The sequence below is a fragment of the Roseococcus sp. SYP-B2431 genome (assembly GCF_004336745.1).
In the GTDB taxonomy this organism is placed as follows: domain Bacteria; phylum Pseudomonadota; class Alphaproteobacteria; order Acetobacterales; family Acetobacteraceae; genus Roseococcus.
The window spans coordinates 183,560-198,282 of record NZ_SJXD01000026.1 but is presented as its reverse complement, the minus strand read 5'-3'; the positions used below and the strand labels follow the sequence as shown (position 1 = coordinate 198,282).

General features: G+C 72.9%; 12 protein-coding genes and 1 other RNA gene. 2 read left to right on the top strand and 11 right to left on the bottom strand.

Annotated elements, in window-relative coordinates:
• Positions 1-8: 8 nt before the first annotated feature.
• The 10 genes from murG to EJV46_RS15355 are packed head-to-tail and all read right to left on the bottom strand — an operon-like array spanning position 9 to position 12,082.
• Positions 9-1,139, bottom strand: coding sequence for an undecaprenyldiphospho-muramoylpentapeptide beta-N-acetylglucosaminyltransferase (murG, locus tag EJV46_RS15400; RefSeq protein ID WP_370323090.1), 1,131 nt, complete (start codon positions 1,137-1,139; stop codon positions 9-11).
• An 11-nt stretch (positions 1,140-1,150) separates the two neighbouring features.
• On the bottom strand, positions 1,151-2,332 hold the full coding sequence (locus tag EJV46_RS15395; RefSeq protein WP_370323093.1) for an FtsW/RodA/SpoVE family cell cycle protein: 1,182 nt from the start codon (positions 2,330-2,332) through the stop codon (positions 1,151-1,153).
• A complete protein-coding gene (gene murD, locus EJV46_RS15390; protein ID WP_131549575.1) occupies positions 2,329-3,723 on the bottom strand; it encodes a UDP-N-acetylmuramoyl-L-alanine--D-glutamate ligase in 1,395 nt (464 codons plus the stop codon). Before murD ends, EJV46_RS15395 begins: the two co-directional genes overlap by 4 nt.
• Entirely contained in the window at positions 3,720-4,808 is a 1,089-nt protein-coding gene (mraY, locus tag EJV46_RS15385; protein ID WP_131549574.1) for a phospho-N-acetylmuramoyl-pentapeptide-transferase, read from the bottom strand. The genes murD and mraY overlap by 4 nt, the downstream gene beginning before the upstream one ends.
• Complete coding sequence (gene murF / locus EJV46_RS15380; RefSeq protein WP_131549573.1) at positions 4,805-6,247, bottom strand: UDP-N-acetylmuramoyl-tripeptide--D-alanyl-D-alanine ligase; 1,443 nt, start codon at positions 6,245-6,247, stop codon at positions 4,805-4,807. The genes mraY and murF overlap by 4 nt, the downstream gene beginning before the upstream one ends.
• Positions 6,244-7,713 carry a UDP-N-acetylmuramoyl-L-alanyl-D-glutamate--2,6-diaminopimelate ligase gene (locus EJV46_RS15375; protein ID WP_131549572.1) on the bottom strand — a complete coding sequence of 490 codons (1,470 nt, stop codon included), beginning with the start codon at positions 7,711-7,713 and terminating at the stop codon, positions 6,244-6,246. The genes murF and EJV46_RS15375 overlap by 4 nt, the downstream gene beginning before the upstream one ends.
• Positions 7,700-9,721 (bottom strand): penicillin-binding protein 2, encoded by a 2,022-nt coding sequence (locus EJV46_RS15370; RefSeq protein WP_131549571.1) that lies wholly within the window; start codon positions 9,719-9,721, stop codon positions 7,700-7,702. Before EJV46_RS15370 ends, EJV46_RS15375 begins: the two co-directional genes overlap by 14 nt.
• Entirely contained in the window at positions 9,718-10,698 is a 981-nt protein-coding gene (locus tag EJV46_RS15365; protein WP_131549570.1) for a hypothetical protein, read from the bottom strand. Before EJV46_RS15365 ends, EJV46_RS15370 begins: the two co-directional genes overlap by 4 nt.
• Positions 10,695-11,636 (bottom strand): 16S rRNA (cytosine(1402)-N(4))-methyltransferase RsmH, encoded by a 942-nt coding sequence (gene rsmH, locus EJV46_RS15360; protein WP_131549569.1) that lies wholly within the window; start codon positions 11,634-11,636, stop codon positions 10,695-10,697. Before rsmH ends, EJV46_RS15365 begins: the two co-directional genes overlap by 4 nt.
• A complete protein-coding gene (locus EJV46_RS15355) occupies positions 11,636-12,082 on the bottom strand; it encodes a division/cell wall cluster transcriptional repressor MraZ (RefSeq protein ID WP_131549568.1) in 447 nt (148 codons plus the stop codon). The genes rsmH and EJV46_RS15355 overlap by 1 nt, the downstream gene beginning before the upstream one ends.
• A gap of 381 nt (positions 12,083-12,463) precedes the next feature.
• On the opposite strand from EJV46_RS15355, the gene rnpB reads away from it, so the two are divergent.
• Positions 12,464-12,860: RNase P RNA component class A (gene rnpB, locus EJV46_RS15350), an RNA gene on the top strand.
• A 122-nt stretch (positions 12,861-12,982) separates the two neighbouring features.
• Complete coding sequence (locus EJV46_RS15345) at positions 12,983-13,405, top strand: DUF1489 family protein (RefSeq protein ID WP_131549567.1); 423 nt, start codon at positions 12,983-12,985, stop codon at positions 13,403-13,405.
• A 7-nt stretch (positions 13,406-13,412) separates the two neighbouring features.
• Here the strand turns inward: EJV46_RS15345 and EJV46_RS15340 are convergent, their stop codons facing one another.
• On the bottom strand, positions 13,413-14,657 hold the full coding sequence (locus EJV46_RS15340; protein WP_131549566.1) for an MgtC/SapB family protein: 1,245 nt from the start codon (positions 14,655-14,657) through the stop codon (positions 13,413-13,415).
• Between the last annotated feature and the right edge of the window lie 66 nt (positions 14,658-14,723).

The window sequence follows — 14,723 nt, the reverse complement described above, 5'->3', positions numbered from 1 at the left end:
CGCGCGCATCAGCGAGGTTCCTGAAGCAGGTTGGCACCAATCCGGTCGGCGGGGTTGGCGAGGGCGAGGACGAGGTCGGCCAGGTCGCGCGCGGCCTGGGGGCGGGCCAGGGATGCCGCAGCCCGGGCCGCTTCGGCAAGCCTTTCCGGCGAGCCCAGGAATTCCGCCAGCAATTCAGCGAGTCGCACCGGCGTGGTGCTGGCCTGGGGGAGAATCAGGGCCGCTCCGGCCTCCGCGAGGGCGCGTGCATTGGCGAACTGGTGGTTGTCGATGGCCGAGGGCAGGGGCAGCAGGAGGGAGGGCCGGCCGGCGCAGGCCAGCTCGGCCACCGTCGAGGCGCCGGATCGGGCGATGACCAGATGCGCATTCGCCAGCCGCCCCGCGATGTCGGGGAAGAAGGGCGAGAGCTGGACCGGGATGCCCGTGCCGGCATAGGCGGCGCGGACGCGCTCAAGGTCCTCCACGCGGCATTGCTGCGCGACCACGAGGCGGGCGCGGATCGCGTCGGGCAGGGCGGCGATGGCGGGCGGCACGAGGTCGGCGAAGACCCGGGCGCCGAGCGAGCCGCCGGTCACCAGCAGCCGCAGCGCGCCCTCGGGCGAGGGATAGCCGGCGCCGGCCAGGGCGGCGAGCGCCGGGCGGACGGGATTGCCGACCACCTGCGCCTTGGCGGCCTTCGGCACGCGCGTGGTGTCGGCATAGGCCAGGGCCAGCAGGTCGGCGCGCGGCGCCAGGGCGCGGTTGGCGCGGCCGAGCACGGCATTCTGCTCGTGCAGGATCAGGGCCGGGCGTCGGGCACCGAGGCTGAGCGCGGCCAAGGCGGGCGGGATCGCGGGATAGCCGCCGAAGCCCACCACGGCCGCCGCGTCCAGCCGCCGTAGCAGCCGCCGCGCCGTGACCGTGCCGGCCGCGAGCTTCATCGCGCCCCTGGCCGCGCGCAGCGGGCTGCGCCCGGCGATGCCCTCGCCGCTGAGGACGAAGCGCTCGGCATTGGCGAAGGCCGGGCTGTCGAAGGCGGCCGAGCGCGAATCGGTGAAGAGCACGATCCGCTCCCCGCGGGCGGTGAGCTCGGCCGCCAGGGCCTCGGCCGGGAAGAGATGCCCGCCCGTGCCGCCGGCCGCGATGGCGATGGGGCGCACCGAGGGACCTCTCATGTCATGACCGGCTGGCGGCCGCCTGCCGGCAGGCCCGAGGGGAGAAACGGCTGGGTATCCTCGGTGCGCGCCGTGCGGCGGCGCGTCAGCGCCAGCAGGAAGCCCATGCCGATGGCGAGCGCGATGACCGAGGAGCCGCCGTAGCTCACGAAGGGAAGCGTCATGCCCTTGGTCGGGATGAGGTGCAGCGAGCTGCCCATGTTGATGAAGGCCTGCAGGCCGAACTGCGTGAGCAGGCCCGTGGCGGCGAGCGTCACGTAAGGATCGCGCTCGTGGCGCAGGCGCACGAGGCCGCTGATCACCACGAAGGCGAAGATCGCGAGGATGACGAGGCAGACGACCAGGCCGAACTCCTCGCCCACCACCGGGAAGACGAAGTCGGCATGGGCGTCGGGCAGCACGTCCTTCACGCGGCCCTCGCCGGGGCCGCGGCCCAGCAGCCCGCCATTGCCGAAGGCCTCCAGCGACATGCGGATCTGGAAGTTGTCGCCCGCCTCGGGGTCGAGGAAGCGCTGCACGCGGCTGCGCACGTGCCCGTGCAGCATATAGGCGAGGATGCCCATGCCCACGACGCTCGCGCCGCCCATCGCCACCCAGAAGAGGTTGATCCCGGAGACGAAGACTTGGGCCAGGAAGACCATCACGATGACGGCCAGCATGCCGATGTCGGGCTGCTGCTTGAGCAGCACGGCCACGATGCCGATCAGGCAGAACGAGATGGTGAGGCCGGGAAACCGGCGCGAGCGCTTGCCCTCGGCGATCAGCCAGCCGCAGGCCACCGCGAGGCAGGGCTTGAGGAATTCCGAGGGCTGCAGCGAGAGCCCCGGGATGGGCAGCCAGCGGCGCGCGCCCTTGATCTCGACGCCGACCACCAGCGTCGCCGCCGTCAGCGCCAGCGCGCCGAGCGAGCCCAGCAGCGCCAGCCGCAGCACCCAGCGCGGCGTGCAGAGCGAGCAGGCGACCATCACCGCCACCGCGATCGCCGAGTAGAAGACCTGGCGCGCGAGGAACATGTGGCGCGAGGAGGCGCCGATGCGCTCGGCGACGGCCGGCGAGGCGGAGAGCATCATCACGTAGCCGATCGCCACGAGCGAAAGCAGGGCGGCGAGCGTCCAGCGGTCCACGCTCCACCACCAGCGGCCGAGGAGCGAGGTGTCGTTGCGCGAGACGGCCATCAGGCGTGCCCCTTGGAAAGGTTCTGGACGAGGGCCCGGAAATGGTCGCCGCGCTGGTCGAAGCCGGTGAACTGGTCCCAGGAAGCCGCCGCCGGCGAGAGGAGGACCACCTCGGCGGCGCCGGCGAAGGCGGCGTCCGCGGCGGCGGAGACCGCCTCCTCCAGGGTGTCGAGGCGCAGATGCGGCACGCCGTGCTCGGCCAGCGTCGCGGCGAAGATCCCGCCATCCTGCCCGATGAGATAGGCCCGGGCGATGCGCGGGAAATGCGGCGCGAGCGGCGCGATGCCGCCCTCCTTGCCCGTGCCGCCGGCGATCCAGACCACGCGCTCGTAGCTGGCGAGCGCGCGGGCGGCGCTGTCAGCATTGGTCGCCTTGCTGTCATTCACGAAGCGCACGCCGCGGATCGTGCCCACGATCTCCTGGCGGTGCGGCAGCCCGGGATAGGAGTGCAGCCCGTCGGCGAGGTCGTTGCGCCGGAGGCCGAGCGCGAGCGCCATGGCGCAGGCGGCGGCCGCATTCTGGGCGTTGTGCGCGCCGGGGAGGGTGGGGCAGGTGGAGAGGTCGGCGATGAGGCCGCGCCCGTCGCGTAGCAGGCTGCCAGTGGCCCAGAAGCCGCCATGCTGCGCCGTGTGCCCCGAGATGGGCACGACATGCGCGCGGAGGCCGTCCCGCAGGCCGGCGGTCGCCGGATCGTCCATGCCGAGCACGGCCGTGTCCCCGGCGCGCTGCGTCGCGAAGATGCGCGCCTTGGCGGCGCGGTACCCGTCCATGTCGCCATGGCGGTCGAGATGGTCGACGCTGAGGTTCAGCATGCTTGCGCAGTTGAATCGAAGCGTCTCGATTCGTTCCAGCATGTAGGACGCCATCTCGAGGACATAGATGCCGTCGTCGTCCAGGATGGGCATGTCGAGCGCCGCCGGGCCCAGGTTGCCGCCCACCTGCACGGGGATGCCGGCGCGGGCGACCAGATGCCCGAGCAGGGCCGTGGTCGTGCTCTTGCCGTTGGTGCCGGTGATGCCGGCGAACCGGGCCTTGCTGCCGGCGGCGCGGACCGCGCGGTAGAGGAACTCGACATCGACCAGGATCGGCCTGCCCAGGGCCCGGGCGGCCGCCGCGGCGGGATGCGCGCGCGGCAGGGCGTGCGGGATGCCAGGCGAGAGCAGCAGGGCGTCCTGGATGAAATCGCCGGCCGGGTCGGCCACATGCAGCCCCGCCGCCGCCGCCGCCTCGCGGCCCGGCGCCCGGTCGTCCCAGGCGGTCACCTCGGCGCCCCATTCGCGCAGCCGGCGCGCGGCCGGGAGGCCGGCCTTGCCCAGCCCCACCACCGCGACGCGCAGGCCCGCGAAGGGCTGGTCGCCGGGCGCCGCACTGGCTCTGCGATCGGACGCCGTCATCGGATCTTCAGCGTGGAAAGGCCGACCAGCGCCAGCACCATCGCGATGATCCAGAAGCGGATCACGATGGTGGGCTCGGCCCAGCCCTTCTTCTCGAAATGGTGGTGCAGCGGCGCCATCAGGAAGACGCGCCGGCCGGTCCGCTTGAACCAGAAGACCTGGATGATGACCGACAGCGTCTCCACGACGAAGAGCCCGCCCACGATGGCCAGCACGATCTCGTGCTTGGTCGCCACCGCCACCGCCCCCAGCGCGCCGCCCAGCGCCAGGCTGCCCGTGTCGCCCATGAAGACCGCGGCCGGCGGCGCGTTGAACCAGAGGAAGCCGAGCGAGGCGCCGATCAGCGCCGAGCAGAAGACCGCGAGCTCGCCCGCGCCCGCGACCGCATGCAGCTGCAGGTAGTCGGCGAAGACCCGGTTGCCGACGAGATAGGCGATCAGCGCGAAGACCGCGGAGGCGATCATGACCGGCACGATGGCCAGCCCGTCCAGCCCATCGGTCAGGTTCACCGCGTTGGAGGCGCCCATCATCACGAACACCGCTACCAGCGGGAAGGCGAGGCCGAGCGGCACCAGCGTGTCCTTGAGGAAGGGCACGGCCAGGGTGGTCGAGAGCGGCTCGGGCAGCATCAGGGAGAACCAGATGGCCGCGCCGAGTGCGATGGCCGCCTGCGCGATCAGCTTCTGGCGCCCCGAGACGCCCTTGGTGTTGCGCTTGGTGACCTTCAGCCAGTCGTCCACGAAGCCCAGGCAGCCATAGCCCAGCGTCACGAAGAGCACCGCCCAGACGAAGCCGTTGCGCAGGTCGGCCCAGAGCAGCACGGAGAGCGTGAGCGACAGCAGGATCAGCACGCCGCCCATGGTCGGCGTGCCCTTCTTGGTGAGCAGGTGGCTCGCCGGCCCGTCCTCGCGGATGGGCTGGCCGCCCGGCTGGAAGGTGCGCAGCCAGGCGATGACCTTCTTGCCGAAGAACAGGGCGATGAACAGCGCCGTCATGCAGGCGGCGCCCGCGCGGAAGGTGGTGTAGCGGGCCAGGTTGAACAGAATGAAATCGTCAGCCAACGGGCCGAGCAGCAGGGGGATCATGCGGTCTTCCTATCGGTGCCCGCCCCAGGGGCATCCTTGGGGGCACCCGTGAGTGCGCGGATGATCTCGGCCATGCGCATGCCGAGCGATCCCTTCACCAGCACCGCATCGCCGTCGCGGAGGGCCGCGGCGACAAGCGGCGCGAGGCTCGCGGCATCTGGGGTGTGCGCCCCGCGGCGGTCGGCCGGCAGGGCGGCGAAGAGATGCCCCATGAGCGGACCGCAGGCATAGACCAGCTCGGCCGCGCTGGCCGCATCGGAGGCCAGCGCCGAGTGCAGGGCAGGGCCGAACTCTCCCATCTCCAGCATGTCGCCCAGGACGGCGATGCGGCGGCGCGCCTTCTGCTGGGCCAGCACGGCGAAGGCGGCGCGCAGCGCGCTGTCCGAGGAATTGTAGCTCTCGTCCAGCAGCAGGGCCGTGCCCTTGTCCGGGGTGGAGATGCGGCGCATCTCGCCGCGCCCGGCCCCGGCGCCGAAGCCCGAGAGCGCGGCGGCGGCGAGGCCCGCATCGCCGCCCGCGGCCTGGATGGCGGCCAGCGCCGCCAGCGCGTTCATCGCCATGTGCCGGCCCGGCTGCTCCAGCCGCAGCGTCACATGGCGGCCCGAGAGGTCGAATTCCGCCTCGCCCGACGCCTCGCCGCCGCGAAAGGCGATCAGCCGCGCCGTGGAGGCGGGATCCTCGCCGAAGCCCACGACCCGGGCGCCGTAGCCGGCCGCGATGTCGGCCATGCGGGCGAAATGCGGGCTGTCCTGCGGCAGGATGGCGACGCCGCAGCGGGCGATGCCGGCCGCGATGTCGGCCTTCTCGTCGGCGATGGCCTCCGCGCTGCCGAGATGGCCGATATGGGCGGTGCCGACATTGGTCACCACGGCCACGCCGGGCTTCGCCAGGCGCGCGAGGGGCGCGATCTCGCCGCGATGGTTCATGCCGATCTCGATGGCGGCCCATTCCGTGTCGCGCGGCATGCGGGCGAGGGTGAGCGGTACGCCCCAATGGTTGTTGTGGCTGGCGGCCGAGGCATGGGTGGCGCCGAGGGCCGCGCAGGCCCGTTTCAGCATCTCCTTGGTCGTGGTCTTGCCGACGCTGCCGGTGACGGCGATCACCTGTGCCGCGCTGCGTGCGCGCCCCGCGGCGCCCAGCGCGGTAAGGCCGGCCAGCGTGTCGGCGACGCGCAGCATGGGCCCGACCGCCTCGACGCCGCGGTCCACCATGGCGGCGGCGCCCTTGGCGAAGGCCTGGCCGACGAAGTCGTGCCCGTCCCGGACGTCGCGCAGGGCGACGAAGAGCTCGCCCTCGCCGACGGTGCGGGTGTCGATGGAGATGCCGGAGACCTCCAGGGAGTCGTCGCAACTGCCGCCCGTCGCCGCGCGCAGCTCGGCGCAGGTCCAGAGGGCGCCGTCGCCCCGCCCTTCGACGCTCCGATCGTCGGGCGCGGTCATGCCGCGATCCCCGCGAGGCGGCGGACCACCTCGGCATCGTCGAAGGGCGTGGTGACGCCGGCGATGGTCTGGCCGCTCTCGTGCCCCTTGCCGGCGACGGCCAGGACGTCGCCCGGCCGCAGCGCCGAGAGGGCCGCCGCGATGGCGCCCTCGCGCTCGCCCGCGTCGCGCGCGGCGGTGGCGGAAGGGATGGCGGCGCCGAGGATGGCGGCCCGGATGGCGGCAGGGTCCTCGCTGCGCGGATTGTCGTCAGTGACCCAGAGCACGTCGGCGGACTCCGCGGCCGCGGCGCCCATCAGCGGGCGCTTGCCGGGGTCGCGGTCGCCGCCCGCGCCGAAGAGGACATGCAGCTTCGCCCCGGGCGCCACATGGGGCCGCAGCGCGGCCAGCAGCCGGGCCAGCGCGTCCGGCGTGTGCGCGTAGTCGACATAGACGGCGGCGCCGTTGGGCAGGGTGGCGGCCAGCTCCATCCGGCCGCGCACGCCGGCGAGGCGCGGCAGGAGCGCCAGCGCGTCGACGCCCAGACCGGCCGCGAGGCCCATGGCGACGAGGGCGTTGTCCGCCTGGAAGCGCCCCGGCAGCGCGAGCGTCACGCTCTCGCGCCGGCCGAAGGCGTCGAGCTCGACCACCTGGCCGGCCGGCAGCGCGCGCTGGGAGATCAGCCGGATGTCGCGCCCGGCTTCGCCGACCTCGATGCCGCGCAGGCCCCGCGCCGCGACGATCCCGCGCAGCGCCTCGAGCGTGCCGGACTCCATGTCCGCATGCAGCACGGCCGTGGCGCCGGCGGGCAGCAGCCGGTCGAAGAGGCGCAGCTTGGCCGCGCGGTAGCCGGCCATGTCGCCGTGATAGTCGAGATGGTCGCGCGTGAGGTTGGTGAAGGCGCCGGCGGCGAGCTTCGCCCCGTCGAGCCGCCGCTGGTCGAGCCCGTGCGAGCTCGCCTCCATGGCGAGGTCCGTGACGCCCGCCTGCGCCAGGGCGGCGAGCTGCGCGTGCAGCGAGACCGGATCCGGCGTGGTCAGGCTGGGCCCGACCGGGAAGCCCTCGGCGATCAGCCCGAGCGTGCCGAGCGAGGCGGCGCGCCGCCCGGCCAGCGCCATGAGCTGACGGTGGAAATCCGCCGTGCTGGTTTTCCCGTTGGTGCCGGTGATGGCGACGATCCGTTCCGGCTGCGCGCCATGGAAGGCGGCGGCCATCAGCGCCAGCGCGCGGCGGGGATCGGCGGCGCGCAGCAGCGGCCGCTCGGGCACCTCGGCCGGCCATTCCGTGCCTTCCGGCGCCAGGACGGCGGCCGCGCCGGCCTTCACCGCATCGGCAATGAAGCGCGTGCCGTCGGCCTTCGCGCCCGGCAGGGCGGCGAAGAGGAAGCCCGGCCGCACGGCCCGGCTGTCGGCGGTGATTCCGCGGATTTCAGCCGAGCCCGAACCGCTCAGCCTCGGGCAGGGCGCGCGGAGCTCATCGAGTCGCACGGCCTGTCTCGGGGGGCTGAGAGGGGGGGAAGGAAAGGGGAGGAGAGGTCACATGCAGCACCAGCCGTGGCATGGCGATGCCGTCGCTCGCATCGGTGCGGCGCAGAGGGGGAGGCTGCGGTTCCATGGAGGGGAGGGGGCGGGGCGCGATGGCGGGGACGCGCGGGGACGCCGCGGGCGCGGCCGGCGCGGTGGCGGCCGGGCGCTGGGCCGTGGGGCGGGCGCCGTTGAGCGACAGGGCGATGGTCTGCTGGATCTGCGCCATGCGCTCGATCTCGGGCACGAGGCCCAGGATGGGCGCCGTGCGCTCCACGACCCGGCGCGCGGCGGGCGCGGCCACCCAGCCGGCCGTCGCGTAGCCGCCCGTGTCGGCGCGGCCCTTGGGGTCGTCCACCAGGACGTGCAGCGCATAGCGCGGCGCGTTGATCGGGAAGGCGCCGATGAAGGAGGAGATGCGCTGGTTCTCGAGGTACTGGCCGCGATTGCCGACCTTCTGCGCCGTGCCGGTCTTGCCGCCGACGAAATAGCCCGGCGAATCCGCGGCACGCGCGGAGCCGTCGGTCACCGCGACGCGCATCAGCCGGCGAATGCTCTCCGAGGTGCGCTCGCTGATGACGCGCACGCCCTCGCGCTCCTGCCCGGGCGGGACGGCGAGCACGGTCGGCTGACGCAGGATGCCGCCATTCGCCAGCGCCGAGACGCCCGTGACGATGTGCAGCGGCGTCACCGAGATGCCCTGGCCGAATGCGATGGTCATCGTGTTGATGTCACGCCAGCGCCGGGCGGAGGGCGCCAGCGGCGAGGCCGCCTCGGGCAGCTCGACGCCGAGCCGCGAGAGCTGGCTCAGGCGCCCGAGGAACTCGCGATGCCGTGTGATCCCCTGCGCCATCGCCATGTGCGCGGTGCCCAGGTTGGACGAATAGGCGATGATCTCGGGCAGCGAGAGCCAACGGTGCTTGCCCTTGTAGTCGTCGATCTGGAACCGGCCGATGCGGATCGGGCGGCTCGCGTCGTAGCCCGAGTTCAGGGTGACGGTGCCGGAATCCAGCGCCATGGCGGCGGTGAAGAGCTTGAAGGTCGAGCCCGGCTCGTAGACGCCGGTCACGGCGCGGTTGAAGCGCTGCTCGGCCGGGGCGGTCGCGAGGTCGGAGGCGGCGAAGTCCGGCAGGCTGACCATGCCGATGACCTCGGCCGTGTTCACGTCCATCAGGATGGCCGAGCCGCCGATGCCGCTGAAGCGGTCGATCGCGTAGTCCAGCGCCTCGCGCAGCTCGCGCTGGATGCGGATGTCGATGGAGAGGCGCAGCGCCGTGGGGCTCACGCGCAGGCGCTCGTCGTACCATTTCTCGACGCCCGCGATGCCCTCGCCGTCCACGTCCACCGCGCCTAGCACATGGGCGGCGTCGCGACCGCGCGGATAGGTGCGGCGCTCGGCGGTCTCGAAGTAGAGGCCGAGGATGCCGAGGTCGTTGATCTGCTGCTGCTGCCGCGGCGTGATGAAGCGGTCGATATAGGCGAATTGCCGCGGCGGGCTGAGCCGCGGGACCAGCCTGGCGCGGTCTAGGTGCGGCAGGATGCGGGCGAGCTGGTCGGCGACCTGGACCGGATTATCGATCTCGGCCGGCCGCGCGTAGAGCGCCGTGCCGCGCACGGTGACGGCGAGGATCTCGCCGTTGCGATCGGTGATGGCGGCGCGGCTGACGGCCGGCTCCGGCGCCGGAATCCGCGGCGCCTGGGCGATGCGCGAGGCGGCGGGCGAGAGCACCGTGGCGTCGGTGAGCTTGGCCGCGACGGCCAGGAAGAGCACGCCGAAGCCGATGGAGGCCACCGCCAGCCGCCCGCGCATCCTGCGCATCTGCGCGGCCTCCGAGGCGGCGACGCGGACCAGCGCGCGCGACGGACTTTCCCGCGGCAGCGCATCGCGCGCGGGCAGGCCCGGCTCGGGCAGGGGCAGCCCGTCGAAGCCGAGGGGCCGGGCGTTCGGGGCAGGGGGGGGCAGGTCGCTCATCGGCCGAAGGGCACGGGAGGCGGCAGGCTCATGCCGCCGCCGAGCAGCGAGCCGCCGGACGCCTGCGCGGGCTGGACATGCATGGCCGTGCGGAGCGGCGCCGGGGGTGCGGCGATCGGAGCCTGGGCGAGCTGGGCCCGACGCGGGGCCGGCGCCTCGACGCGAATGCGGGGCGTGGCGCGCGGGGTCGGGGCGGCGTCTGCGACACGCGCCGCGGGGGACTCGGTGCGTGCGGCCGGCGCGGCGGCGGGACCGGCGATCGGCGGCAAGGCGCTGGCGCGCGGCGCGGCGACGGCAAGCTCGGTGGAGGAAGGCGCGACCGCCGGGACCGGGCGGGTCGCGGCGGCAAGGCTGGGCCCGGCGATGGGCGGCAGCGCGGCGGCTTCCGGCCGCGCTGCGGCGGGCGCGCGGGCAGCCGGCGAAGCGGCCGCGACGGCGACGGCGACGGGGGCCGGTTGCGGAGCCGGCGCGGCCACGACGGGCGCGGTCACGACGGGCGCGGCCACCACGGGCGCGGATGCGGCGGCCACGGCCGGCTCGGTGGCCGGCACGACGCGCTGCGCCGGCCTGGCGCGGCGCGGCTCCGCCTCGGCCAGCATGCTCGCGGCGGTGAAGACCAGGACCTCGCCCGGGGCGGAGGGCGCGTCGGCGCGGCGCCGGAAGCCGGTGGCTTCCGGCACGAAGGCCACGGCCTGCGGCATGCGGCGCTGCGCGTCGTCCAGCCGCTGGAACTGCGAGGGCTCCATCGGCTGCATGTCGCGCAGGTGGCTCGTCACCATGCTGCGCAGCCGGTCCTGGTCGTTCAGCCGTGCCCATTCGGCCGAGAGCGTCTGCGTCCGGGAGCGCTCGCCCTCGATCTGGCGGCTGACGTCGCGCAGTTCGCGGTCCAGCTTCGCCACCTCCTCCTTGGTCTGGAAGACGTAGAGCCCGGAGCCGAGGAAAGCCGCGAAGGTCACGAGGGTCAGCGGATGGATCATGCGGCGCGGCTTTCGGGCTTGCGGAGCAGGGCGCGGAGATGGGCGGAGCGGGACCGCAGATTTTCCGCGGCCTCCGTGGCGCCCGGACGGACGGAACGTGGCGTGAGCAGGGCGAATTCCGTCTCGGCGCGCGGCGCCAGCAGCGCGCCTGGGTCGTGCCGCGACGCCCCAGGGGTGCGGCCTGCGGCCTTCTGGAAGGCACGCTTCACGATCCGGTCCTCCAACGAGTGAAATGATACGACAACGATTCGGCCCCCGGGCGCCAGCAGTCCGAGCGCCTGTTCCAGCGCGCGCTCGATCTCGCCCAGCTCGTCGTTCACGCGGATGCGCAGCGCCTGGAAGCTTCGGGTCGCGCCATGGATGCCGGACGGGTCGCGCGGCACGGCGCGGCGAATGGTCTCGGCGAGGCGCAGCGTGGTCTCGAAGGGCGCCTCCGCGCGGTCGCGCACGATCGCGCGGGCAACGCGGCGGGAATGCCGCTCCTCGCCGAGCTCCCAGATCAGATGGGCGAGCTCGGCCTCGGGAAGGGTGTTCACGAGGTCGGCCGCGCTCGGGCCGCCGCGGCCCATGCGCATGTCGAGCGGACCGTCGAAGCGGAAGGAGAAGCCGCGCTCGGGCGTGTCGATCTGGAAGCTGGAGACGCCGAGGTCCAGCACCACCCCGCCCAGCGCGGACACGCCTGCGGCCGAGAGATGCGCGAGCATGTCGCCGAAGCGGCCCTCGATGAGGTGCAGGCGGCCGGGATACGCGGCGGCCAGGGCCGCGCCGCGCGCGATCGCCTCGGGGTCGCGGTCCATGGCCCAGACGGTGCAGGGGGCGGCCTCAAGGATGGCGCGGGCATAGCCGCCGCCGCCGAAGGTGCCGTCGAGGATGTTCTCGCCGGCGCGCGGCGCCAGGTATTCCAGGACCTCCTGGAGCAGGACGGGGATATGGGCCATCAGGCGCTCCCCGCCGCGGCCCGGGCGCGCGCCTTCTCGGCCAGCGCCTGACGGGCCTTCTCGATCTGTGCCTCGGCGGCCGCGGGTTCCCAGAGCTCGATGCAGTCCATGCGGCCGAGGAAGGCCACGCTGTCGCTCAGCTTCGCGAACTGGATGAGGTCGGCGGGAAGGATCATGCGGCCATCGGGGTCGGGCGTGACGTCCACCGTGTCGGAGTAGAGGGCATAGGCCTTGAATTCATCATCCTCGCTCGGTTCGTCGAGCGGGCTCTTGGGGCTGACCTCGGCCTCGAAGGCGGAAGTGGGCCAGGCCTCGATGCAGGGATGGCGGGTGGAACGGCGCAGGACGAGGCCCTCTCCGGCAAGGCGGGTGCGGAACAGGGCCGGCACGCTGCAGCGGCCCTTCTTGTCCAACCCGTTGATGAATTTGCCCCGGAACTGGGTCATCGTGCCGTCGGATGCCCCTCTCGAACGCGCCAAAGGGGGACGGTCAGTTTGGTTCCTCTGCCGGGAGCAGCGGCCGACGAGGTTCCCCCCCGGAAACCCCGTCGGCTCGCCCGACCAGCCCTTTTCCAGATGCTCGCCCCCCCGAGCGTCTCATCCGTATTGGGCTGTGGCGGTTTTATCTGGGTGGATATGGGTAATCAAGGGATAACGACTCATGCCCAGGCGGCCCTTGATGCGGAGTATCGTTTTTTGACAGGGCCTTATGCTCCGGGCTTGAAACCTTACCTCCATGGCGTGACAGGCTTTTCGAGTGCTGTTGCAATCGGGCAACACAAACGCGCTTGACCGGCCGGCAAGGGTCTGCGCAACAAGCACCCGGTGCCGGGCGGCTGGACGGCCGCTGGTCCTGCGAGCGATCGCGGGGCTGGAGGAAAGTCCGGGCTCCACGGAAATGCGGTGCCGGCCAATGGCCGGCGGGCGTAAGCCTAGGGAAAGTGCCACAGAGAACAGACCGCCGCTCCAGTGCCTGCTTCGGCGGGGGCTCGGGCGGTCAGGGTGAAACGGTGGGGTAAGAGCCCACCGCGCTTCCAGCAATGGCGGCGGCACGGCAAACCCCACCGGGAGCAAGGCCGAATAGGGAGGGCAGCGCAAGCAGGGGCATTTCCGCCCCGTCCTCCGGGTTGGCCGCGCGAGGCCCGCGGTGACGCGGGTCCCAGAGGAATGGTCGTCCATGGCTTTCGGGCCAAGACAGAACCCGGCTTACAGGCCGCCCGGCATCATTCTCCCCCTCGGAAGGCGGGCGCAACTCCGGCCGCTCGGCTTTGAGGGCAATCGGCTTCTCCACAACCCATTCGGCCCCTGGCCTTGTCCGACTCCGGCGGGGCGCCCATTCATTCCCGCATGCTGCATCTCATCAAGCTCTCGGTCGGCTCGAAGGATGTCGCGGGCCTGCAGGCCTGGCAGGCGGAGCGCGCCCTTACCCATCCGCCGCTGCGGCACCGGACGCGAAACCGTCCGAAGCGGCGCGACGACATCCTGGACGGCGGCAGCATCTACTGGGTGATCGCCGGCTTCATCCAGGCGCGGCAGCGCGTCGTCGACATCATCGACGACACGATGGAGGACGGCACGGCCTGCGCGGGCATCGTGCTCGATCCCCTGCTGGTGCCGGTCGCGGCCCGCGCGGCGAAGGCCTTCCAGGGCTGGCGCTACCTGGAGCCCGAGGCCACGCCGCCCGACCTGGCGGATCACAGCATGGCGCCGGGCCTCGACGCGCTCCCGCCCGGGTTGCGCGCCGCGCTGCGGGACGCCCGGCTCATCTGAGGCGAAGTCAGCCGAGCAGCAGGAAGGTCGAAAGACCCGCCGCAAAGGCGCTGGCAGCTGCCGCCACCAGCGGCAGCCAGAAGGCCACCGGCCCCGCCGGAATGGCCAGACACAGCCGTCCCAGCGCATTGACGCCCAGGGCCGCCAGCACCGCCTCGCCGATGAGGCGCGCCGGAATCCCCTGGTCGAAGAGGCGAAGCGCGCTCAGCACCGCGACATCCACGTCGAAGGCGCCGGACAGCGCCGAGGTCGCCACCACGCTCCCTCCCCCGAACTGGCCCACCAGCGCGGCGCTGGCTGTCGAGACCACCGCGAAGAGCAGCGCAAAGAGCAGCAGGGCGCCCAGCGCGAAAGGATTGCTCGCAGGCAAGGAGGCCTCCTCCCCTCGCGCATGGAAGATCAGCGACAGGCCGAACAGCGCGAAGGTGGCCGCCGCCGCCAGCGCGGCCGGTACGATCGCCGGCAGGACATGCGGCTGCAGCAGGGCGACCACCGCCGTCACGCGCAGGATCGAGACCATGGCCGCCAGAGCGGCCGCGCCCGAAAGGGAGCGCACATTGCTGCTCTGATGGGCCGTGCGGGCGAAGGCGAGCGTCACCGCCGTCGAGGAGACGAGCGCGCCGGCCAGGGCGCTCACCAGCAGCCCGCGCGCGGCGCCCAGGACGCGGACGGCGATGTAGCCGAGGAAGGAGAGTGCCGCGGTCAGCACCGTGAAGAACCAGATCTCCCAGGGGTTCAGCCCGCCCCAGGGATCGATCGTGCGATTCGGCAGGAGGGGCAGGACGATGGCGGTCATAACCGCCAGCACGATGGCCGATCGCAGCTCGATCCAGGTGAGCTGCCGCAACACGCCGTGCATCGCCTCGCGGCTCGCCAGCACGGCCGCCAGCCCGGCGCCGCCCCCCGCGGCGACCCGGTAGTCCCCGACCACGGCGAGCCCCCCGAGCGCGAAGACGCAGATCGCGGCGATGGTCCCGGTGACGCTGAAGTTCCGGTCGTGCCGCGCCTCGTGGAAGCTGAACCAGCCGAAAACGAGCGCGAAGCCCAGCAGGCCGGCGATGAAGACCGAGGTCGTCGCGAAGGCCTGGGAAAGCACCGCCAGAATCCCGCCGAGCAGCCCTGAGATGCCATAGGTCCGGATGCCGGCGGTGCGGCTGCCGGCGGGCTCGTCGCGCTCGCGCCAGCCGCGCTCGAGTCCCACCAGCAGCCCGATCGCCAGTGCCATGCCCAGCCGAAGCAGCAGGCTATCCATGAGCCCTCATTCGCGTCAGGGGCCTGGGGATCGACACGATCCCAAGCGGGGCGTGGGGCAGCGCCC